Annotated in this window: 20 protein-coding genes and 1 riboswitch; of the genes, 2 read left to right on the top strand and 18 right to left on the bottom strand. The window is 39.7% G+C overall.

The window, feature by feature from the left end; all coding sequences use genetic code 11:
- Positions 1-44 precede the first annotated feature (44 nt).
- The 11 genes from QUF94_RS10545 to QUF94_RS10495 form a co-directional block, all read right to left on the bottom strand.
- Complete coding sequence (locus QUF94_RS10545) at positions 45-1,010, bottom strand: asparaginase (protein WP_289315806.1); 966 nt, start codon at positions 1,008-1,010, stop codon at positions 45-47.
- Between the two features lie 26 nt (positions 1,011-1,036).
- A complete protein-coding gene (locus QUF94_RS10540; RefSeq protein ID WP_289315805.1) occupies positions 1,037-2,005 on the bottom strand; it encodes a YpdA family putative bacillithiol disulfide reductase in 969 nt (322 codons plus the stop codon).
- A gap of 151 nt (positions 2,006-2,156) precedes the next feature.
- On the bottom strand, positions 2,157-3,434 hold the full coding sequence (locus tag QUF94_RS10535) for a Glu/Leu/Phe/Val family dehydrogenase (protein ID WP_289315804.1): 1,278 nt from the start codon (positions 3,432-3,434) through the stop codon (positions 2,157-2,159).
- Positions 3,435-3,705: 271 nt separating this feature from the next.
- Positions 3,706-4,281, bottom strand: coding sequence for a genetic competence negative regulator (locus QUF94_RS10530; RefSeq protein ID WP_289315803.1), 576 nt, complete (start codon positions 4,279-4,281; stop codon positions 3,706-3,708).
- An 88-nt stretch (positions 4,282-4,369) separates the two neighbouring features.
- A complete protein-coding gene (locus QUF94_RS10525; RefSeq protein WP_289315802.1) occupies positions 4,370-5,263 on the bottom strand; it encodes a MerR family transcriptional regulator in 894 nt (297 codons plus the stop codon).
- A 98-nt stretch (positions 5,264-5,361) separates the two neighbouring features.
- Positions 5,362-6,210 (bottom strand): metallophosphoesterase, encoded by an 849-nt coding sequence (locus QUF94_RS10520; RefSeq protein ID WP_353957747.1) that lies wholly within the window; start codon positions 6,208-6,210, stop codon positions 5,362-5,364.
- A gap of 64 nt (positions 6,211-6,274) precedes the next feature.
- The gene (locus QUF94_RS10515) at positions 6,275-6,727 is read right to left on the bottom strand and encodes a YpbF family protein (RefSeq protein ID WP_289315801.1); all 453 of its coding nucleotides are present in this window, start codon (positions 6,725-6,727) and stop codon (positions 6,275-6,277) included.
- A 428-nt stretch (positions 6,728-7,155) separates the two neighbouring features.
- Complete coding sequence (locus tag QUF94_RS10510; protein ID WP_289315800.1) at positions 7,156-7,944, bottom strand: LysM peptidoglycan-binding domain-containing protein; 789 nt, start codon at positions 7,942-7,944, stop codon at positions 7,156-7,158.
- Complete coding sequence (locus QUF94_RS10505; RefSeq protein WP_289315799.1) at positions 7,922-8,548, bottom strand: CPBP family intramembrane glutamic endopeptidase; 627 nt, start codon at positions 8,546-8,548, stop codon at positions 7,922-7,924. Before QUF94_RS10505 ends, QUF94_RS10510 begins: the two co-directional genes overlap by 23 nt.
- On the bottom strand, positions 8,538-10,049 hold the full coding sequence (locus QUF94_RS10500) for a RecQ family ATP-dependent DNA helicase (RefSeq protein WP_289315798.1): 1,512 nt from the start codon (positions 10,047-10,049) through the stop codon (positions 8,538-8,540). Before QUF94_RS10500 ends, QUF94_RS10505 begins: the two co-directional genes overlap by 11 nt.
- Positions 10,049-11,113, bottom strand: coding sequence for a YpbB family protein (locus QUF94_RS10495; protein WP_289315797.1), 1,065 nt, complete (start codon positions 11,111-11,113; stop codon positions 10,049-10,051). Before QUF94_RS10495 ends, QUF94_RS10500 begins: the two co-directional genes overlap by 1 nt.
- Positions 11,114-11,403: 290 nt before the next feature.
- Here QUF94_RS10495 and QUF94_RS10490 point away from each other — a divergent pair, with 290 nt between their 5' ends.
- A complete protein-coding gene (locus QUF94_RS10490; RefSeq protein WP_034308087.1) occupies positions 11,404-11,652 on the top strand; it encodes a ferredoxin in 249 nt (82 codons plus the stop codon).
- A gap of 137 nt (positions 11,653-11,789) precedes the next feature.
- On the opposite strand, the gene QUF94_RS10485 is transcribed toward QUF94_RS10490, so the two are convergent.
- On the bottom strand, positions 11,790-12,371 hold the full coding sequence (locus tag QUF94_RS10485; protein WP_289315796.1) for an ECF transporter S component: 582 nt from the start codon (positions 12,369-12,371) through the stop codon (positions 11,790-11,792).
- Positions 12,372-12,536: 165 nt separating this feature from the next.
- Positions 12,537-12,672, bottom strand: a riboswitch (FMN riboswitch).
- A 324-nt stretch (positions 12,673-12,996) separates the two neighbouring features.
- On the opposite strand from QUF94_RS10485, the gene serA reads away from it, so the two are divergent.
- A complete protein-coding gene (serA, locus tag QUF94_RS10480) occupies positions 12,997-14,571 on the top strand; it encodes a phosphoglycerate dehydrogenase (RefSeq protein ID WP_289315795.1) in 1,575 nt (524 codons plus the stop codon).
- A gap of 80 nt (positions 14,572-14,651) precedes the next feature.
- Here serA and QUF94_RS10475 read toward each other — a convergent pair whose 3' ends face one another.
- From QUF94_RS10475 to resB, 6 genes are all read right to left on the bottom strand, one after another.
- Positions 14,652-15,875, bottom strand: a complete 1,224-nt coding sequence (locus tag QUF94_RS10475) for a hypothetical protein (RefSeq protein ID WP_289315794.1) — start codon at positions 15,873-15,875, stop codon at positions 14,652-14,654.
- Entirely contained in the window at positions 15,841-16,401 is a 561-nt protein-coding gene (sigX, locus tag QUF94_RS10470) for an RNA polymerase sigma factor SigX (protein ID WP_289318343.1), read from the bottom strand. Before sigX ends, QUF94_RS10475 begins: the two co-directional genes overlap by 35 nt.
- Before the next feature lie 218 nt (positions 16,402-16,619).
- Positions 16,620-18,413 carry an ATP-binding protein gene (locus tag QUF94_RS10465; protein ID WP_289318342.1) on the bottom strand — a complete coding sequence of 598 codons (1,794 nt, stop codon included), beginning with the start codon at positions 18,411-18,413 and terminating at the stop codon, positions 16,620-16,622.
- Complete coding sequence (locus QUF94_RS10460; RefSeq protein ID WP_289315793.1) at positions 18,410-19,126, bottom strand: response regulator transcription factor; 717 nt, start codon at positions 19,124-19,126, stop codon at positions 18,410-18,412. The genes QUF94_RS10465 and QUF94_RS10460 overlap by 4 nt, the downstream gene beginning before the upstream one ends.
- A gap of 295 nt (positions 19,127-19,421) precedes the next feature.
- The gene (gene ccsB, locus QUF94_RS10455) at positions 19,422-20,600 is read right to left on the bottom strand and encodes a c-type cytochrome biogenesis protein CcsB (protein WP_289315792.1); all 1,179 of its coding nucleotides are present in this window, start codon (positions 20,598-20,600) and stop codon (positions 19,422-19,424) included.
- On the bottom strand, positions 20,593-22,242 hold the full coding sequence (gene resB, locus QUF94_RS10450; RefSeq protein ID WP_289315791.1) for a cytochrome c biogenesis protein ResB: 1,650 nt from the start codon (positions 22,240-22,242) through the stop codon (positions 20,593-20,595). Before resB ends, ccsB begins: the two co-directional genes overlap by 8 nt.
- Between the last annotated feature and the right edge of the window lie 9 nt (positions 22,243-22,251).

The following is a 22,251-nucleotide window of genomic DNA, read 5'->3' as shown; positions in this document are numbered from 1 at the left end:
AAACTGAATCCAAGAATCAAGTCTTCCAACAATTATTTAATCCGTCAGTACTTAAAGAAAGTTTCATCTATAGAGTTTTCGCTTGCCAGCACGACAGCTAACTTAATTCTAGCCTTCTTGCAGTCATAATCAGCACCTAATATCACGCCACGTTGTTTTAAATCAAATGCGCTGCCTTCATAATCATAAGCTGGGTAAACTTTTCCTTCTTCTGCACTAGTAGCCATGATGATCGTTACGCCATTATCGATTGCATTTTGTATGGAAGTCACCATTTGTGGAGTAACCTGTCCCCTTCCTACACCTTCGAGCACGATGCCTTTCGCACCGTTGGCAACCGCAGCATCAATAAAGAGGCCATCAGCGCCTGTGTGGCACTTGATGATATCCACTCTTGGGATGCGATTCCGAATATCATAACATTCCCTATGTAAAGGTTTTTGATAGATGCTGACGACATCATTATCAATTATCCCCAAATATCCATAACCAAAAGATTCGAATCCCTGCAAATTGGAAGCATGCACTTTTTTAACATACTTTGCTGAATAGATCCGCTCATTAAAAACGACAACTACGCCAACATCCCTAATTAGATCACTTGCAGCGCATAATATCGAATTCCTTAGATTGGAATATACATCGGTTCCTACCTCTTGAGGTGACCGTTGGGATCCGGTTAATACGATTGGACGTGGATCCTTATTCGTGACATCAAGGAAATAAGCCGTTTCCTCCAGTGTATCCGTACCGTGGGTCACGACAATTCCCGTAACTTCCGGGTCCTCAAATTCCTTATGAATGGCCAATTTAAGCTGTTGCATTTTCTCAAAGGACATGGACATGCTTGAAATCTGAAAAAGATCAACCACTTTAACCTCGATATCATTTGGCAAGTCGCAAAGTGATGCCAACTCATGGCCAGTCAATGCACCAGAGGCCAACATACCATTCGCGGTTTCTTTACTGGCGATAGTCCCACCTGTGGTAATTAATGATATTCTTTCCATACTGTCCCAGCTCCATTTCATTAAATTCACTTTTCTTTAACAGCCAAATGATAGGCAATCAAACCACCATGGAACCTGCCATTTTCGATAAAGATTTCATTCGCATTATTTCCGGCTGCCAGAACCCCTGCAATATAAAGACCTTTAACATTCGTCTCCATCGTTTCCTCGTTATATGAAGGCCTTCCAGTTTCCTTATCAATATTTATGCCCATTGAAGCCAAAAAGGAATGGTCAGGATGGTAACCAGTCATGGCAAACACAAAATCATTTTTAATAACTTTTTCCTCTTCACCTACATGATATATGACACTATCTTCAGTTATCTTGTCCAAATTCGCATTAAACTCCATCGTAATCGTTCCATTGCGGACTAATGATTCAAATTCCGGGAGAATCCATGGTTTGATACTTGAAGAGTACTCCGATCCTCTATAAAGGACTGTAACCCTTGCGCCGGATTTGACCAATTCCAGAGCCGCATCCACACTTGAGTTTTTACCACCGATGACGGCAACATCACAATTAAAGTAGGGGTGGCCCTCCTTGAAGTAATGAAACACTTTAGGAAGCTGTTCGCCCGGAATGCACATATAGTTTGGATGATCATAGTATCCGGTCGATACGATCACATGTAGAGCTGTATAGTCACCTTTTGATGTCTTGACTAAAAACTTCCCATCTTCACGTTTTTCCACCTTTTCCACTTTTTCGAATTTATTGATTCGCAATTCTTTCCTTTTGACTACTTCCCTATAATAGGCTAGCGCTTGATTACGGACCGGTTTACGATTTTCGATAATAAATGCGGTATCACCAATCTCCAGTTTTTCGCTTGAACTGAAAAATGTTTGGTGTGTTGGATAACGGTAAATGGAATCCACCACATTACCTTTTTCAATGATCAGGGACTGAATTCCCACTTCTTTAAGAGCGATCGCAGCTGCCAATCCACAAGGGCCCCCACCTATGATAATGACTTCTTCAACATTCATCTATACTCCACTGCCTTTCCATGCACTATGTAATTCGTTCGTCTAAAAATAAAAACTCCTATCAATACATGATAGGAGTTTTTACAAATCATTTCAATGATAAAGCAATGAACATGATTTTCACTATAATCAATACATGAATTTGAATCTTTTAGATCCAACCACGGAAGCGTGAAGCTTCAGCCATTTTTCTTACGCCAATCATATAAGCCGCAAGTCGCATATCAACACGTCTGGATTGTGCAAGTTCATAAATATTATTAAAAGATTTCACAAGGATTTTTTCCAGCTTTTCGTCCACTTCTTCTTCAGACCAATAATATCCTTGATTATTTTGTACCCACTCGAAGTAAGAAACCGTTACTCCACCAGCAGAAGCGAGGACATCTGGAACAAGAAGGATTCCACGATCCGTTAGGATTTGTGTCGCTTCAATTGTTGTAGGTCCGTTTGCTGCCTCGACAACAATCGATGCTTTAATATCAGCAGCATTTTCTTCAGTGATCTGGTTTTCAATTGCAGCCGGAACTAAAATATCACAATCCAATTCAAGCAATTCTTTATTTGAAATTGTGCTTTTAAACAATTTCGTTACGGTTCCGAAACTATCTCTCCTATCGAGAAGATAATCGATATCCAGTCCTTCAGGATCATGTAGAGCACCATAGGCATCTGAAATACCAATAACTTTAGCACCTGCGTCATGCATGAATTTAGCTAAGAAACTACCTGCGTTACCAAAACCTTGAATGACGACCCGTGCCCCTTTAATATCAATGCCGCGTTTCTTGGCAGCTTCATTGATACAAATCGTTACACCCTTGGCAGTTGCCGATTCACGGCCATGAGAACCACCAAGTACAAGCGGTTTACCCGTAATGAATCCTGGTGAGTTGAATTCATCCATACGGCTGTATTCATCCATCATCCAAGCCATGATCTGAGAATTTGTAAATACATCAGGTGCCGGGATATCTTTAGTCGGCCCCACGATTTGGCTAATTGCGCGAACATAGCCCCGGCTTAGCCTTTCCAACTCACGGAAGGACATATTACGAGGATCACAAACGATACCGCCTTTACCCCCGCCATATGGTAAATCAACGATGCCGCATTTTAAACTCATCCAAATGGATAATGCTTTCACTTCACGTTCCGTTACATTAGGGTGAAAACGGATACCACCTTTTGTAGGCCCAACAGCATCATTATGCTGTGCACGGTAACCCGTGAAAATTTTAACCGTCCCATCATCCATGCGGATTGGCATCTTCACCGTTAATAAACGCAATGGTTCCTTCAAAAGCTCATAAACTTCTTCCGGGTAACCCAGCTTATCCAAAGCTTTATGTATTACAGTTTGGGTAGACCTCAGTACGTCGTGTTTTTCTTCTTCATTTACATGGCTATTGCCTTTTGCCGATTCCATTAAAAGTACCTCCTAGAAAATCTCATCCATATATAATATTATAATGTACAAATAGTCCTCTTCATGTGCTAGTATACACCTTCGATATATTTATGCAAGAGTAAAAAAGGGAATTTAAAAGTTGGAAATATTCTAAAAATGAAAACGTTATCATATCAACTGTTTTCTTACTATTTTACCGTACACCTTCTCCGGCCAAAAAGGTGAGACAGATAAGGCAAACCGCATTGTTTTTCCATTATGTGGTTGCCTTGTCTCATTCGTATTGCAGCTAACTGAAGTGTGTGATCAAAACATGTATCGCTTCATTCTGGATTATGCATGTTCCATATTCATTGATGCGGCAAAGTGTCAATGTTGATGCATGGCCATACTCAGCCGCTAAAGAGATGACCGTGTCATAGGTCGTGTCTTTAACATTTTCGATAAGTAAATAGTATCTTCCCTCATAATGATAAAGAGTACTTTTAAGCAAACCTTGTAAAGACAATCGATGAGATAATTGGACGATATCTTCAAAGTCATTGAAAACATACAGAATATGGGGGAAGTCATCAATTTTCACCTGCAAATCCAAGAATTCCTCTTCGTCTGTCAATAGTTCCTCTTCGTCCTTTGTTACGATGATTATCAATCCCTGTGCAGGCAGGGAAAAAATTTCGATTGCAACGGAACCACTCATTTTAAAGCTGAGTTCTTCGCACGCTTCTTCAACCATATCCTGGAATAACTTGTGGACCTTTAAGGAATTCCCTAAAATATCTTCTTTTGAAATACCTCTATCAATCAAATCATCAAGGGTCAAAAAAATCTTGATTTTATTATTAGTTAATCGCTCCAGCTTCATAAAAAAATGCCCCCTGGTTACCATCTTCATACATCATATGAAGCCTTGGTCGCAGGGTGCATATCCATTATTTCTCCAAAGCCGATCGCTAACCTTTCAGCCATTCTTCCCATTTCGATTGCGTGTCCCCCATCAAAACTCCGCTGAAGGCAGTACGGTTCTCTTCGGATATAAGGCTCAGCGCCGCACCTCCAAGACCCACCTTCAAATCCGGGAAATCCTTCATTAACTCCTCAACCAGCCTAAATGTTCCATCGAGATTCTCTTTTAGTGAACATGACATGAATAAGTAAGAGGGTCTTATGATGTTTAAAACGGTAAAAAGATCCTTATCGGCGATGGATTCTCCCAAATAAATGGTTTCATATCCTTTCCGCTTTAAAAAAATGGTAAAGACCAACAGTCCGAATTCATGTTTTTCACCAGGGGCACAAACGGTAAGGGCTTTCGGAAGAAAACCGTTAGTCGGAATCGTATGCATGACTGAGCTGATCCTGGATTTTAAGATGTTCGACGCAAAGTGTTCATGAGCGGAAGTAATTTCCCCCCTTTCCCACTTATCCCCTATCTGAACCAATATTGAACCGAGTAGATCAACTATGGTATGTTCGATTGTATACATACTGAATGCTTGGCTTATCAGCATATGGGCTTTATTTTCATTGAAATTTAATAGAGCTTCAATTAATTCATCCGATAACTTAGTCGTTTGTTCATCCTTACGGTTCTTTTCAGGAACTCCAGTCGCCAGATAGCCTGTACTTTCAAGTAGCGAAACGGCTTGGCTTATCGTAAAACCTTGCTCTGTTTTATTGATGAGCCATTTAAGGATTTGCAGATGTTTTTCTGTATACAGCCGGTGCCCTGATTCATTCCTGACAGGTTCGATAAATTTATAGCGCCTTTCCCACGCCCTTAGGGTTCCTGGCTGAATGTCTAGCAGTTTTGAAACTGCCTTTATATTATATTTACCTTCTTGCATGGTTTTACAAGGCCTCCAATAACTGTACGTTCAATTGTTGAAATTATAGTGGATTTTTTTAAGTCTGTAAAATCTCGATAGGCTCGATTAAAAGCAGCTTAATAGGTCTGCTCCACCGCTTCGCCTATTTTAGTGCATGCCCCCCTTTTCAGGGTGAATAAGTGCGTTTCCGGCTTTGCTTCAAGCCTTAAAGGCACTGTACTTGTCCCATAGCCATTACTCGTCATATACAAACAGTCCCCCTCTTTTTTTATGCTGCCGATCTGATAGGGACCGAATCCGAATATGCGAATCTGCCCTCCATGGGTGTGACCTGACAGGACGAGACTTATATGGTGTTCCGGGGTCAATTGTTTCTTAACCAATGGGTTATGACTCACCAAAATCCGAAAATCTTCATTCCCGCAATCCAACAACGCAAGATCGAGCCTATCTCGTTCTTCCGTTATATCATCAATGCCCAGAAGAGCGATTTTGCTGCCATTTTGAGACTCAAAAGAAACAGCAGTATTATCAAGGATTTTCACTCCATGTTTCAAAAGGGTTGCATCAAGCTCATGGAAATCCCCTTCATAATCATTATTTCCCCAAACAAAATAAAGGGGGCCAAGTTCTTTTAATTTTAATATATTTTTTTCCACACGTTCCAAGGGAACCCCGTTTTCCCTTATGTCCCCGCCGATTATCACCAGATCAGCCTTGTCACGTGCTCCCTCAATTAATCTATCCGATATGATCCGTCGATGAAGATCTGATATGAAAAAAATCCGAACATCGTCAAACCCTTCAGGAAAGTCATTGAAAAATAAGTCTTGAAAAATCAACCTATCTTGCTTGGCCATACGCCACATGTAAATAATCGTGGCAAATACCAGCAGAATGATGACTAAAAATAATCCAGATACCAATAACATCTTTCGTAAACCTTCTTTCCATCCTAATCCCAAGAGTTACCTTCATATAACCATAAAACCATATTACTCGCAATTAAATTTGATTTAACGCGATCATTCACTTATTTTCATGATATAAGTTAATATCATAATTCTTCTTCATCATTTCAAAAACCTTATGGCGACTTTTCCATTCTTCCTCTTTTTCCCATAACTGCTTACTTTTATTAATAATTTCACAGCGAAGCAACTGAAACTCCTTTTCTGCTTTATCGAGCTTTTTTTTAATTAATATCATATATCCATATAGCCCTATGGCTGCCGCCAAAAAAAGGAAATGGCTAAAATGATCGACGAAAACACTAAACATACTGAAAAAGGAATAAGGTACAACGATATATAAATAAAGATAAACCAAAAAAAGGGCAGCAACAATCATGGTTGCCCATAAGCTTTGAAGGTGTTTCCTTTTAAGAGCCTCGAACTTTTTTTTTCGATCCACGACATTCTGCAGCATCTGTTTAGTTGCTTGATCCGTTTTTTCATCCAATAAAATGATTGTAGATTCCATCGCATTTCCTCCTCTACTCTTTCAAATCATGATATGAAAGAGTAGTGGAAAAAATGATAAAGTACCTGTCATGTTTGGCTTCATACTGAACCAAGTTGAACAATATTAAAAATACCCTGCCTATAAAGACAGGGTCAGACTGGAGACAAACTCGATAATAATTGAGTTTGTCTCCAGTTTTTTTAGGTTTTTAAAATTTAAATGTTGATTTCCACTTCAGGCACTCGCTTTCCGCGGGCGGTCCGGGAGCCTCCTCGGCGCCATTGCGCCTGCGGGGTCTCCCTTGGACGCGCTTTCCCCGCAGGAGTCTCGTACCTTCCGTTCCAATCAACTTTGTTTTAACATTAAGGTAGAACTCCTTTTGCCTAAAGTCTTTTTTGTTTTGAAATAGAAGGATTTAAACTTGATGTTTTCTAAAGGTGCGATCATTATTTCTTGATCGGAATTTTCAAAACCTGACCCCTGGAAATTTCATTGCCATTCAGACCATTCCACTCCCTGATCAGAGCAATGCCTTCCTGTGATTTGTAGTAATTCATGGAAATTCGGAATAATGTTTCCTCACCTTGAACAGTATGTAAGACAACCTTGTATTCCTCTTTATCCGATTTCGCCGCTTGAACTCTTTCGGCTTCCCTTTTCTTTTCTGCCGCTTCAGCCTTTGCTTTTTCGTCAGCTATTTGCTGTGCTTTGGCTTTTTCTTCAGCTTCTTGCTGTGCTTTGGCTTTTTCTTCGGCCTCTTGCTGTGCTTTGGCTTTTTCTTCGGCCTCTTGCTGTGCTTTAGCTTTTTCTTCGGCTTCTTGCTGTGCTTTAGCTTTTTCTTCGGCTTTTCTCTTTTCGTCTTCCTCTGCTTTAGCCTCAGCAACTTCTTTTTCTTTCTTTTCCTTTAAATCCTCTGCCGTTGCTGTAGTAGGAATCGCTTCTTTATCTTCCTTATTTTCTTCAAAGACGACTGGGTCACTTTTTGGATCATGTACAGGGAAAGGTTTTTCCTGTAAATATGTATAAAGGCTGTAAAATCCAATTGGAAGCAAAATAAAAAACAATGCTAATAATTGTATCATTGGAAACTTAATCTTCACTTTACTTTTTTTCTTTTTATTCTGGTGAACTTTGCTGCGCTTGGGCAATGATGACTTAGCCTTCTGACGTTCAATTCGCGAACGAAGTTCACCAGCCTGATCGTTTTCCTTTTCACTCTTCTGCACTCGACTCATTAAAGTCACCCCCTTTCTTGCTCAACCCTCTTTGCTTTTTGCTCCTGATTAAAATACCCAGGATAAAGTCAATCAAAAAGTGTGCCGTAATCGTCACCAGGATATTATTGGTCATTTCAAAGAGAAAACCGATAAAGAAGCTCAAAACCAAAACATTTAAAAACAAAAACCAATTAAAAAGGTATCGATAATGAACAGCTGCAAAAATGAGGCTCGTAAGAAGCAAACCAAAATGTGTTTGCAACACTCCACGAAATAATAACTCTTCACTTATCGCTACCACTAAAGCAACGACAAAAATCATCGGGTATGACAAATTACTGAAAATGCGTTCGTTAACACCACCATCATCCTGATAGGAAGATGGTGTCACTTTCATAAAGAAAATGTCAAATAACACGACAATTACTCCAGCGGGAATTCCAATCAGCAAAATGTTCAGGTCATCAAAGATAAATAAGTCGAAAAAAGCAGAACGGTCTTTAAATAAAATAATACCTAAAAAAATGGATAACGTTAAGAGAATAATTTGTGTAAGAAACAAATTATTTAGCAACTGTTTATCTGTTAGTTGTTTAATTATTTCAGCTTGCTTATTTTTCATTCCCATTTTCCTTCTTTAATAAGATAAAAGCCAATTCCTTTTTCCACGTTGAATAGGAATTAACCGGATCCACCTTGACTTCCGGCCATACATCAGCCATTTTCTCGGCATCCATACCACAGATATCACAGCAGATGGGGTTCACTTCCCGCTGCTTTTCTTCAAAATAGTCCAATATTCCTGAACGGCGACATTCCTGTGCTTGCATCCAAATAAGGAATTTATGAAGCTTTTCTTGATTCCCGGATTTCCTCTTTTGACAATACTCTTTCATCTCTGCCACTTGATATAAAGGATCTTTATTTCCTGTAATGAACTGGGTAAAAAAACGAAGCTGGATTTCGTTCAACGAAAAGGATTGGGACAGCTGTTCTTTTTCTGATAGGGTCAAATTCGCCGGAATCTTTTGTGAAGCATTAAGGAAAGAACAAACACCATCGATTTGCATATCCGTAGGCAACTGTTGCTCCATCAGATGCAGGGGAAGCCCTTCATCCCCGTCACTATATAATAAGACAGCCACACTTTGCTTCCTATCTCGTCCCGCCCTGCCTATCTCCTGAAGATAAGCTTCCATCGTGGATGGCATATGAAAATGGATAACATACCTGACATCGGATTTATTTACACCCATGCCAAAAGCACTCGTTGCACATATAATTTTCAACTGACCGGAAATGAATTGCTGCTGAATGAGCATCCTTTGTTCCTGTTCCATGCCACCGTGATAATAATTGACGCTCCCTATCCCGTTTTCCTGTAAAAACCCAGTGACCGATTCCGCCACTTTTTTAGAGGAAAAATAAATAATTCCGCTACCTGTAAATTTCCTGACAAGCTCCAGTACACGGGATAGTTTCTCTTCGTAGCTGAACTTGCGCTCGACAATCATTGCAATATTATCGCGGTCAACAGATGAGACGGTTTCCTTGGCTTGTCCAATGTTGAGTTTACCAATGATATCCCTTCGGACTTCAGTGGTTGCAGTTGCTGTCAGGGCAAGAGTCAATGGATTGTTCAATTCACGCCTCACTTCTCCTAAATTCAAATAATCCGGTCGGAAATCATATCCCCATTGTGAGATGCAGTGTGCTTCATCGATGACGAATAGACCTATTTCTATGGATTTCAAGGATTTTATCACAGTCTCCAGGCTCAGCATTTCAGGAGATAAAAAGATAAAACGATAACTATGTAACCGGTCGAAAGCTTTCCTTTTTTGATTTAAATTCAAAAAAGAATTGAGGGTCAAAACCCTTTTTTCGCCACTCATCTTCAGCTGATCTGCCTGATCCTGCATTAATGATAATAATGGGGAGACAATTAGGACAGTCTTATGCAAAAGATAGGCCGGCAACTGGTAACATAATGATTTACCGGATCCGGTTGGCAGCATCGCTAAAGTATGACGGCCGGACATCAATGATTCAACCACTTCTTTTTGTCCTGGACGGAATTCATCAAATCCGAATTTTTCTTTGAGGACTCGTTCTATATTCATCATCCATCACCTAATTTCGCAAGTACAAGCCGTATTTGGAAAAAGCTTATCTGTTTATTATCGACCATATTCTTGATTGCTTTAAGCTTTTTCGTACCAAGTTCCTTAATAGCTGCAGCAATTTCTCTCTCATCCTCGATAGACACATAATCGGATATGGGGAAACCTTTATCCGATAGGACAATTTCAACAAGGTGATCTTCAATGGTGTTGACTTTCAATCGGCGGATTTCAGCTATTTCCCCCAGGTTTTTCCCGTCCTGTATGTATCGTAAAGTAGTCTGTGAAGATTGTGTCAAATGAGGATTCTCACTCCTTTGCCAATCATTGGTTAACGAGGACAAAAGGGGGTATTCCGTTCCCGTTTCCATTTCTGAAAGCATTTGATGCAACGAGTCAAGAAATGTAAAGCGTACATATTGTTCTTCTACATCTTTACTTTTGGCAATCTGTTCAAACGTAAGCCCAATCCTGTTTACCCCAGTTAATTTCAAAATGAAAATGTCTCGTTTCAAATCACTTTGACTTTCTAAAAGGGAAATCAGTTCTTCATATAGATGTTGGGCAATCAACACTCGGTCCTGACGATTGGCATGTAAGAATTCCTTTACGAAATATTGGATTTTCGGATTTCGTTGTATCGGATAAAAACGTCTTTCATTGTGGACAATATGGGATATGGTTTGAATGAGTAAGTTTAACCTTCCCCAGAAAACAGGGGTGATATTGTGATACTTCCAACCATTTATATACGTCGGAAAAGGATTATTTTTAAAGTAATCGACTAAAATTCCCTCTCCTTGCAGACTAATTTCATATGCATCTGATTTATCCGTTAAATTAATGTAGTCATGTTTAAGGAACTGTTCAATGTTTTGATTTAATTGCTGACGGGTAAATCGAGGTATTGTCCCAAATATATTCGTTAACCCGAATAAATGGGCATCCTGGATTGTTTGTGACGACTTCTTTCCCTGTAGCATATGGTATATAGCATAAATGGAACGTTCGCCTTGAAATTTTTTTATCGCATATAGAATGATTGCCTGTAGATAATTATTCATGGGACTCACATCCTTGTTTCATTTAACCAATAAACCCATTGTAACAAATATCTGCAAAAATCACCGTTATTATTGATGAATACAAGGAAAATTATGTGACTAAATGACGAACCATGGTAAGACCCAAGTTAATTATTACGATGTTTTTCGTTGACATTCTACTACATGATAGTTATTATCAATACAATTTCTATTGAAAAGTTTGGCATTCGGTCTTACAATAAGAAAGAGATAATAATCTGAAATAAAAAGATTATCAGTTGTTAATCAACTTAGGAGGGGTTATATTCATGGCTAAATTTACTATTGTGGATAAAGAAACATGCATCGCTTGTGGTGCTTGTGGAGCAGCAGCACCAGATATATATGATTATGATGACGAAGGGATTGCATTTGTTACCCTTGACGATAATGAGGGAATCGTTGAAATTCCAGATGTACTTATAGATGATATGATGGATGCATTTGAAGGATGTCCAACGGATTCTATTAAAGTTGCTGACGAGGCATTTGACGGGGATGCACTAAAATTCGAATAAACGTAAAAGCCATTTTCAATCGAGAATGGCTTTTTCTTTTGGCCAATGTCGCTTCACATATTCCCATGCCAAAGACATAAAAAAACAACCGGATAAGGATATCCGGTTGTTTTTTTATGTTTCTATCGTCAATGCCATTAAGCATTTTTATATAATGTTTGCTTATTGATCCATGTCTGTAATTTAATGAACAATAACATGAATACAGATGTGATGAGCACGCCTTTAATCACGTTGAAAGGCAAGATTGCCGTCGTGACGAACTTTCTCGACTCGGGTGCCGACATTGCATCCGCTCCCATAAAGAAGGTATAAGCCGGTAAAAAGACAAAATAGTTTAAAACGCTCATAAATACCGCCATGGAAACTGTACCCGCAAGTAAAGCGAACGTCATCCCTTTTTTTGAATTGATTTTATTAAATACATAATAAGTCGGCAAGACGAACAGTATTCCCGCAATAAAGTTAGCGATATGTCCCACTGGTACAACAGTCAAGGTCCCTGTCATGACAAAATCCAATAAGTTTTTAAGGAATTCAACTAGAATCCCGGCCATCGGACCGAAAATCAATGCCGCCATCAGTGCTGGTATGTCGCTAAAATCAACATTGAGAAAAGGCGGGAATCCTGGAAACGGAAAATTTAAAAGCATCAATAAATAAGAAATGCTTCCCATCATGGCCAGTGTGACCATTTTTTTCACTTTGTTCTTTTTCATAGTTCTCTCTCCTTCTTTTCCGATCTACCTGAAAAAGAGGTTAGGGTTCCTTAATCATGTTGATGCTCAATAAAAAACCTTTAATTCCAATAGAATTAAAGGGATAAATTAAAGGTTACATCAAACAAACGTTCAGCAAATATCTGTTGAAACGCACTCAGGAACCTCCATCTTCTCCCATCCAGACTATACTGTCGGCTTTGGAATCACACCAAATCCTGCCCCATAAGGCTCGCGGGCTTAGAAGAGAATTTCCTTCATCACCGCCGGTGGGGAATTTCACCCCGCCCCGAAGATAGACCTATAAAATTTTGTTTTATCTTTCCCATTATATCCGAAATTCCTTTTTTGTGATAGCATTTTTTCTCAGTTGATACATTTAGGATGAATATTGATCACTTAAAAGAAAAATCGGATACACAAAATTTATAATAATGAAAATATTTTTTCTTTTAAGGCAATCGATGTTGAAGCCATTAATAGTGCGGCATTAAACATACGATCCAAATGTAATTATAGTTTTAAGCGCTTACAATCAGTGAAGCCAAATTGACACAATTGGCATTTAAATTGTAAAATTAACTGAAATTTAAGATAATTCTTTTCCCTAGGAAGGTGTTTAGACGTGTATCGGATTTTAGTAGCAGATGCCATCAAACCAGAAGGACTCGGACCGCTATCAGAGGCTTCCAATATTCACCTTATTCAGAAGACAGTAGAGGAAGCGGAAAACGAACTTGATCAGATTGATGCAATACTTGTAAGAAGTGCAACGAAGGTTACGGAAGATTTAATGAACCGTATGCCGCAGTTGAAAATTATAGCACGCGCGGGTGTCGGCGTCGATAACATAGACATTCCCGCTGCGACAAAACGCGGGATTGTCGTGGTTAATGCTCCTGACGGCAATACCATTTCAACTGCAGAACATACATTTGCCATGATGGCTTCCTTAATGCGCCATATTCCGCAAGCCTATGCTTCACTGAAGAATGGGGAATGGAAACGTTCTTCATATACTGGAACTGAACTTCGCGGCAAAGTATTAGGTATAGTTGGATTTGGACGTATCGGAGGGGAAATTGCCAAACGTGCTAAAGTGTTTGGGATGGATGTGATTGTCTATGATCCGTTCCTGACTGCTGATCGTGCAAAGAAAATGGCCGTAACGTCCTTACCGTTAAATGAATTGCTTCCTAAAGCAGACATCATTACTGTACATACTCCACTAACGAATGAAACTAGAGGTTTAATCAATAAAGAAAAACTGCTTACCTGTAAAAAAGGAGTTTATGTACTGAACTGCGCCCGTGGTGGAATTCTAGACGAAGATGATTTATATGAAATGATAGTTGAAGGACATGTTGCAGGGGCGGCGCTGGATGTTTTCGTTGAAGAACCTCCACTTGGCCATAAACTGCTTGAACTGGATAGCGTCATTGCTACACCTCATCTAGGTGCATCTACGAAAGAGGCCCAATTAAATGTAGCCGTACAGGTTGCCCAAGAAGTTTTGACCTATTTCGAAGGAAATCCAGTTTCCAGTTCAATCAACCTTCCAGCGATTTCTAAAGAAGTGTTTGAAAAGGTACAGCCATTCTATCAACTTGTTCAGCAAATGGGATCCATTGCTTCTCAGTGCATGAATGAAGGGATTCAGGAAATCTCCGTTACGTATGCAGGAGAATCATTGGACTTCGATACAGCGATTCTGACAAAAAGTCTAATCTCAGGTTTCTTCAAATCAAGAGTTGATGCATCAGTCAATGAGGTGAATGCCTTGCTGGTCGCAAAAGAGCGTGGCATCACAGTTGGTGAAAAAATCTCTACGGACTCTTTAGGATACTCTAACTTGATCAGCCTTAAAATTAAAGGTGACAACCGCGAATTAACAATAAGTGGAACTTATATCGAAAATTACGGTTCTCGAATTATAAGCTTGAATGGTTTCAAAATCGACTTTCATCCGGAATCGAATTTACTTTATATCCAGCATACCGATAAACCTGGTGTAATCGGTAACGTAGGTAAGGTTCTTGGTGATCACGGAGTGAATATCGCCACCATGCAGGTAGGCCGAAAAGAAGCTGGTGGGGAAGCAATCATGGTTTTAAGCTTTGATGAACCATTGGCAGACAACATGAAACAATTTTTAATGGAAACAGAAGAAATTACATTCATGGCCCGTATTTCATTATAAGAAGAAAAAAGTGCCCGTCAGCGCGGGCACTTTTTTTTAATGTATAGAGCAATCCTCCATCAATTAGCCCGGCCCCTGCATCAATTCACTAGGTTCGGTGCTTTAGGCACCCATATGTCTTCAGTTAAATTCAACTGGCCGACCTCTTCAATTGGTGCATTTTCAAACTTCACTTTTTCAAAACCAAAATCCTTAGCAATGAAGAGTATGGCTTCTAAAGCTTGAAGGGATTCCTCACTATTTTCAATAGCTGCTTGATCTGATAATTGAATGGACACAAGATCTCCTTTTGAACGTATACTTTCCCATTTAAGGTCATCCGGAATTGCAGGTGAAATCCCCTCCATGTCCGGCTCCCCTTTTCCAGCTTGAAGTGCCTCTTCAATGTCCCGATAATTCATATTGCTTGGAACTAGGAACCTTGGAGAGGACCCATCTCTTTGGTAAAGTAGGTATGTGCGTTTTTTTTGATGAGGTATATCCGCCTCCTTTAAAAATCCCTTATTGGCAAACATTGCCCCTTGCTTACCACCTGTAGAAAAAGTCATCTTCTCTATATCATTATAGGAAAGCGTTTCTTCCATCGAATGGAGGAAAAGAGTATCCTCTTTCAATAATCGGCTGTTTTCTCGAAACTCAATATGAGCAGTGGTCATATCGTTTCCTTGGCTAATCTTTATATCAAGCGGAAAATAGTCAGATAGCCCATATTGCTCTTCATCGATATTGGACATTTGATTCGTTAACCGATTCAGTGTATCCGCTTTGTCATAATGTTTGAGTTTAATTGATATGGGAACGATGAAATTCATTTGATCATCAGGTACGCCCATGGTAATGATCGATGCATTTTTAAGGTCGTCTTGATAAATCGCATGTGCAAAAGTTTTTTCCTTTTCCCCTGTTAGAGGTTCTATTTCTGAAACCTCGTCTTTAGATTCAATCTCCGCTTGCTTACTCAAAAACTCTTGATTACCCTGTTTATCTTCTGAGGTATTTTCTTTGATATTTCCATTTTGCCGTTCCTGATCTGCCATTTCCTTATTTTCGGATATGGATAATTTCCCATTACCGCCGCTGTCCTCTTCCCTTGTAGTTCCCTTGTTTCCAATAATTAACGATGACGCCAAAACCGCCATTAAGAATAAGGAGGCCACACTCGCAATTAGAGGTATCCAGTGCTTCTTTCTTTTATAATCATGTATTCTCGCATACACCTCTGCCTTGGTTCGGTCATCTTTTAATTTCGGAAGCCCGCGTAGCATGTCTTCAATTTCGTTTTCTTTCCAACGGGATTTTCTCAATGCGGTGGCCCTCCTTACTTGATAAATCTTCCATCAATTTTTTGATAGCCTTTAAAGCACGGTGCTGGGTCGTTTTTACCTTACTTTCACTCCAATTTAATATTTCTGCAGTTTCCGTAATGGACATGCCCTGTATGTACCTTAAAATGATGACGGATCTTTGATCGACGGTACACCTGTTTAAGCATTGATAAATATCTTGGATATCATCGTTCATGATGGCCACTTCTTCCGGAATGGGCTGAGTATCTTTAATCAATTGCCTATCCCAATCAAAGTTAAGAAAGATTTTGTCTTTCCACCCTTTTTGTTTCCGAAAATAATCAATCGTCACATTTCTGGCAATCGAATAAATCCACGTTTTTTCACTGCTTTTTCCTTCGAAGCGTTCATAAGCCTTCATAACCCGGATATAGACCTCCTGAACAAGGTCCTCTGCCGTTTCTCGATTTTTAGTCATATAAAAAATGAATTGATAAACTTCCTGATGATATTTTTCATATAGATCGTGGAAAACGGAATCCATCATTTCCCCACATCCGTTCATAAATATAGTCGTCATTCCTCAATAAAAGTTACATACTTCAGCTTTAATCTTAATATAAAATTCCTTCAATTTCCACATGTCCGGAACTTCTTATCTTGTTCCCTAAAAAAAACAAAGACAAGTTGGAAATGAATCCAATTGCCTTTGTCTTCACAGTTCCCTATGAAACAAGATTTTTTTGGAAAGCTGTCCGTCATTCAATCGGCATTTTCCATAATTCGAGGCAGGATAAAACTGAACGTTGTCCCTTTATTAGGTAGACTGTTTACCGAAATGTAGCCATCATGGGCATTGATTATATTTTTTACGATGGCCAAACCCAATCCGGTACCTGATCGGCCGCGGGTCCTTGCCTTATCCGCTTTATAAAACCTCTCGAATACAAAAGGTAAATCTTCTTCGGGAATACCAGATCCAGAGTCCCTCACATCAATGATCAGACCTCTTCGATCACTTGTCCTCTGAATGACATCAATGTTACCGCCTGGAGGAGTATGACGAATGGCATTATCAATTAAATTAGTCAAAACCTGTTCAATACGGTCAGGATCAAAATGCCATTCAATTTCATTGTCTTGAAGACTAGCTGATATTGTAATCCCTTTTTCTTTGGCTAGCCCGGAAAACTTACTTGTAATCCTCTTTAAATAAGGTGAAATTGGTACATGTTCAAAGCTAAGGTTCATTTTTCCCGATTCCAATTTAGCCAGATCGAGCAGATCATTGACTAAACGTCCCATTCTCAAAGACTCATCATAGATGATGCGGGCCATCTCCACCTTTTCCTCTTCACTGCCCGCAATATCATCAACGATCGCTTCACTATATCCTTGAAGCATTGAAATGGGCGTTCTTAACTCATGGGAGACATTGGCTATGAAATCCGTCCGAAGTTTGTCCATACGTCTTTCATCACTCATATCCCGTATGATGGCCACCGCTCCCCGAATATTGTCGGCATTTGTATATAGCGGGCTGACAATGAATCCCCAATCTCGGCCCTGCAAGGTAATTTCCCCGACTTGCTCCTTATCGAAGGACTCTGATTCATCAAAAAGATTCATCAAAACCAAGGGGACATTCACGTTATCTTCCCGGTTATTGCCTTTTTCAAAGTACCAGGATTGGAGAAACCTTTCCGCTGGCGGATTCGTTTCAAGGATTGTGCCATCTTTATTGAAGGTAATGACCCCATCAGCCATACTGCTAAGAATGCTTGAGAGATGTTCCTTTTCCTGACTGAGTGCATTCATATTGAATTTCAGCTGTTTCCTCATCTGATTAAACGCAATGGCCAACTCACCGATCTCATCTTGAGTCAAGATTGGAACCTTTGTATCAAATTTCCCACGGGCAATCGCCAGTGCGGCTTCCCTCATCTTCACCAATGGGGCATTGATTCTTGTAGATAAAAAGAAAGCAAAAATCGTTGTCAAAATAATGGCGATGCCCGCTGCCAATAAAATGAACTGTGTAGTTGATTTTGTGGTTTCTTCCATGGACTCCAATGATTGAAATAGGAAAACTTCATCCTGTTCCCCATTCAATTCAAGTGGAATCCCAACAACGATTGCGGATAATTCCTCGTTACCCGGATCATCGGATAGCGCCATTTCCTTTTTTACAGTCTTTCTTTCGGTAAAAACCTTGAGCAATTCAGGATCATTCTTAATGGATTCCGGCGTGATTTCAAACTCCTTATCTCCTCCAATGGATGAGAAAATCATTTTGTCATCGTTTAGAATGATCATTTTCGTTTCGTTTCCTATTAATTCCGAAGCTATTTGTAAAACCTCATTGTTAGATCCCTGATGGTCATTTGTTACCTTAATGATTTGTTCGGCCGTTTTGGTTAAATCATTTTCAATATTTTCAATTTGGAAATTCTCAAAGAATTCGACCAGCAGAACGGTTAAAACGATTAATACGAATGACACGAGCAATAGGATCGTTGCCCATAGCTTCCCTACGACACTGCCCCATAGCATCAGTCATTAACGACTTCGAACTTGTAACCTACACCCCAAACAGTGACAATCATCTTGGCTGCGTTTTCGGATATGCGGTTTAATTTTTCACGTAAGCGTTTCACATGCGTGTCAACAGTTCGAAGATCTCCAAAGAATTCATAATGCCACACTTCTTTTAACAATTGCTCCCGATCGAAAACTTTATCTGGGGATTTAGCTAAGAAATATAATAATTCATATTCTTTTGGTGTTAATGAAACCTCTTTGTTATCAGCAAGTACACGGTGGGCATCATTATCAATGGTTAGATGCGAGAAGACGATCACATCTTTTGCCGTCGTTTCAGTCTGCATGTAACCCGTGCTTGAGGAGCGGCGCAATAAAGCTTTAACCCTTAACACGACTTCACGGGGACTGAACGGCTTTACGATATAATCATCGGTCCCCACTTCGAACCCTTGAACGCGGTTCACTTCTTCCCCTTTAGCAGTCAGCATGATAATAGGTGTCGTTTTCTTCTCCCTTAATTCACGGCAAACTTCGATTCCATCTTTACCAGGCATCATAATATCCAATAAAATTAAATCATAATCATTTTCAAGGGCTTTTGTTAAAGCCGCATCTCCATTTTCAGCTTCATCAATTATATAATCTTCTCTTTCCAAATACATCTTTAACAGCCGGCGGATTCTTTCCTCATCATCCACCACGAGAATTTTAATAGCATTATACATTATGTAATCAGCCTCCTATCATTTATTCTACAAAATGAAAACTTCCCTGACTAATAATTTTTCCTCCCAAAGTACGATAATGAGCCAATTTCGCATGGCTTTTATGGAGCTTTCACCATATTGTCACAAAAAAAGACCTCAACCGTTTCCTCTGTGAATTCATAGTGGGTATTTCACTGAAATATCATATATAAAGTGAGGATGGAAAAAGGGATCATTCTCTAGAAAAATCGATAATCCAACCCTCGACGTTTCTATCAAAAGACCCCCTTCATCTAATTATTACAATACAGAATCAAGCATATGAATGCAAACCAGCAATAACAAGATTAACAAATATCAAGTTAAATATCATTATGGCAAAACCGATGACGGCAAGCCATGCTGATTTTTCCCCTTGCCACCCCTTTGACATGCGCAGATGTAAAAAGGCCGCATAAAACAACCAAGTAATCAGAGCCCAGACTTCTTTCGGATCCCAGCCCCAGAATCGTGTCCAGGCCACTTGAGCCCAGATCATTGCAAAAATGAGGGCACCGAGTGTAAAGATCGGAAAACCGATAAGGACTGAACGATAACTAATCTCGTCCAATAAATTCAAATTCACATTTTTAACGATCGGCTTAATCAATGCTGCCACTCTTTTACGGGCAATCAATCTTATTAGACCATACAGGACGAGTCCCATACCGATTGACCAAATGACTGTATTCAGTTTCTTGGCATTGATCAGGGCAGGCATGTTCACCAGTGGTTCAAACCGATCCGTCTCGGTTAGTTCCCCTTCATGGGGACCTACAAGTGCAGGAAGGTTAAATTCTTGCTTAGCTGGCACACCTTTTTTATCGACCCAATCAAAATTCGCCTTATAATCCATGGCGGCAAAAGTAGAAGTGATGATGACGAAACCGATGGTACTGACTAATGTGAACATGATGACTTCAAGCCAAAACGTTCTTTTGCTTGCTTGTGACTGATCGACGAATTTGATTAAATAAATGATCGCTGCAACGAAACTTATCGCAAGGATCGACTGTCCTGCCGCTGCGGTCGTTACATGAATATGAAGCCAATCGCTCTGCAAAGCGGGAATGAGCGGCGAAATTTCTGTAGGGAACATACTTGCATATGCAATTATCAATAACGCAATCGGTAAAGCGAATAACCCAAGTGCAGGTGTTTTATAAAGGAAATAAATTAGTATGAAAGCACCGACCAGCATCATTCCGAAAAAGGTCGTAAATTCGAACAGATTACTTACCGGGGCATGGCCAGCAGCAATCCATCTAGTGATGAAATACCCAATTTGCGCAGCGAAACCGAGAATGGTGATGAAAATGCCAAGTTTAGCCCATTTGTTTTGTTTCTTTTCCTCCGCTCCACGTTTATCCTTTATCGATCCCCCAAATAAAAAGGTAGCGATCAGATATGATAAGAAAGCTGCATATAAAAAGTTACTGCTTAATTCAGCCATTTAAAACTTCCCCCTTATTAGAAGATTTCTCCTCCTCAAGTTGATCCGTTGGTTCGCAAAGAGATGTTGATTCTATCGCTTGTCCTATATCTCTTTTAATGCCGTGCCAGTTTTTGTTTGTATGGCCGGCCATTAATATCTCATCATCTTTCCTCTTAATCCATATACGCCGGTGATTCCAATATGAGCCTTGGACAACACCTATCATGAAAATGATTCCACCAGAGAATAGGATCCAAAGCGTTAAATCCTTCCTAACGGTCAAAGCCGTGACATCTTGGGTTTCCACACCATTAAAGGCCATTTTATATGTATTTTCCCCTAAAGGCTCCACAGTCTCTTTAATCGCTACGAAACTGACTTCACCCTCTGGCTTATCCGGAGTATGCATTTTAAAGATAAATGCTGGATTATTCGGAATCTTCGATATCGTTCTAGGTTCACCTTTTTCATCGAACTCGAAATCAGGGAAGTAACTGATCAAATCAACAGAATAACCTTCATCCAACTCGTATTTCTTTTGAGGATTATTCAAATCAACCTTTAAGCTGCCATATTTCTCTTCGGTTTCTTTATTTATCAAATTAAAAGACATCGTACTGAGCTCATCCAGTTTATAGTCTACTTGGTAGAGGGCATAATGATCATGTTTCAGAGGTTCATTGACTTTGATTTTATAATCTTTAAGCTTATCAAGGTCCACTTTCTCCCCTGGTATGGTTTCTCCCTTGCGCTCATAGAGCGTTACATCGGATTGATAGGTTTTAGCTATCGTACCGGTTTTATCTATTGCAGCACTGTATTGTTCATCTTCTTCATTTTCTTTGTCATATACCTCTAAGGTAAATTCATTATTCTGGAGGTAGTATTCACCATTTGTACCCGGGATTTCTTTTCTTTCGCCTTCACGCAGCCAAAGTACTTTGTCAATATACATCCCAGGGACAGAACGCAATAATGCTCCAATTAAGAAAATGATAAGTCCAATATGATTTACATAAGGTCCCCAACGTGAAAAACGACCCTTTTCGGCAAGTATATGACCGTTTTCCTCTCGTATATGATAACGCTGCCTTTTTAGCCTATTCTTTACTTCTTCAAGGTTTATATCTTGATCTTCAAGCTTTGTCACTCCAAAAATCCTCTGACGTTTCATGAAACCGTCATGACGTGTGACCCCTTGTTTTTTTAACGATCGATATAAGGGAAAGAACCGATCGATACTGGCAATCAATAGTGATATGCCGAGCATGCCTATGATAATCAAATACCACCATGAACTGTACAAATTATGAAACCCGAGTTCATAATACACCTTTCCGAACCAGCCGTACTCCAGTTCATAATGCTCTGCAGGCGTCGCCGTTGAAGGGATATACATTTCCTGAGGTAAAATCGTCCCGATAGCTGAAGCGACCAAGGCAATGACAATGAGCGTCACCCCTACCTTTACGGAAGAAAAGAAGTTCCATATTTTATCGATGACCGTTTTTTTATATGTTTGTGAACGCCTTGCACTTCCTTCATATCGCATATCAATTAGCTTGTTTTCTTTTTCGTTACCAAGCACCATCCCGCATTTCCCACAAATCTTTGTGCCAAATGGATTTACATGACCACAATCGCATTTTACTTCTTTCATGTCAAAAAC

Source organism: Peribacillus sp. NJ4, from assembly GCF_030348345.1.
In the GTDB taxonomy this organism is placed as follows: Bacteria; Bacillota; Bacilli; order Bacillales; family DSM-1321; genus Peribacillus.
Note: the sequence above shows the minus strand (reverse complement) of the source record. Positions and strands in the feature narration are given on the sequence as shown.

Excerpts from the sequence above, each read along its gene's own strand:
- QUF94_RS10490 (WP_034308087.1), top strand. The coding sequence starts at position 11,404 with ATGGCTAAATTTACTATTGTGGATAAAGAAACATGCATCGCTTGTGGT.
- QUF94_RS10535 (WP_289315804.1), bottom strand. The coding sequence starts at position 3,434 with ATGGAATCGGCAAAAGGCAATAGCCATGTAAATGAAGAAGAAAAACAC.
- QUF94_RS10505 (WP_289315799.1), bottom strand. The coding sequence starts at position 8,548 with ATGAAAAATAAGCAAGCTGAAATAATTAAACAACTAACAGATAAACAG.
- sigX (WP_289318343.1), bottom strand. The coding sequence starts at position 16,401 with ATGGATTCCGTTTTCCACGATCTATATGAAAAATATCATCAGGAAGTT.
- QUF94_RS10540 (WP_289315805.1), bottom strand. The coding sequence starts at position 2,005 with ATGAATGTTGAAGAAGTCATTATCATAGGTGGGGGCCCTTGTGGATTG.
- ccsB (WP_289315792.1), bottom strand. The coding sequence starts at position 20,600 with ATGGCTGAATTAAGCAGTAACTTTTTATATGCAGCTTTCTTATCATAT.
- resB (WP_289315791.1), bottom strand. The coding sequence starts at position 22,242 with ATGAAAGAAGTAAAATGCGATTGTGGTCATGTAAATCCATTTGGCACA.
- QUF94_RS10525 (WP_289315802.1), bottom strand. The coding sequence starts at position 5,263 with ATGCAAGAAGGTAAATATAATATAAAGGCAGTTTCAAAACTGCTAGAC.
- QUF94_RS10515 (WP_289315801.1), bottom strand. The coding sequence starts at position 6,727 with ATGGAATCTACAATCATTTTATTGGATGAAAAAACGGATCAAGCAACT.
- QUF94_RS10510 (WP_289315800.1), bottom strand. The coding sequence starts at position 7,944 with ATGAGTCGAGTGCAGAAGAGTGAAAAGGAAAACGATCAGGCTGGTGAA.
- QUF94_RS10500 (WP_289315798.1), bottom strand. The coding sequence starts at position 10,049 with ATGAATATAGAACGAGTCCTCAAAGAAAAATTCGGATTTGATGAATTC.
- QUF94_RS10545 (WP_289315806.1), bottom strand. The coding sequence starts at position 1,010 with ATGGAAAGAATATCATTAATTACCACAGGTGGGACTATCGCCAGTAAA.
- QUF94_RS10495 (WP_289315797.1), bottom strand. The coding sequence starts at position 11,113 with ATGAATAATTATCTACAGGCAATCATTCTATATGCGATAAAAAAATTT.
- QUF94_RS10460 (WP_289315793.1), bottom strand. The coding sequence starts at position 19,126 with ATGTATAATGCTATTAAAATTCTCGTGGTGGATGATGAGGAAAGAATC.
- QUF94_RS10530 (WP_289315803.1), bottom strand. The coding sequence starts at position 4,281 with ATGAAGCTGGAGCGATTAACTAATAATAAAATCAAGATTTTTTTGACC.
- QUF94_RS10485 (WP_289315796.1), bottom strand. The coding sequence starts at position 12,371 with ATGAAAAAGAACAAAGTGAAAAAAATGGTCACACTGGCCATGATGGGA.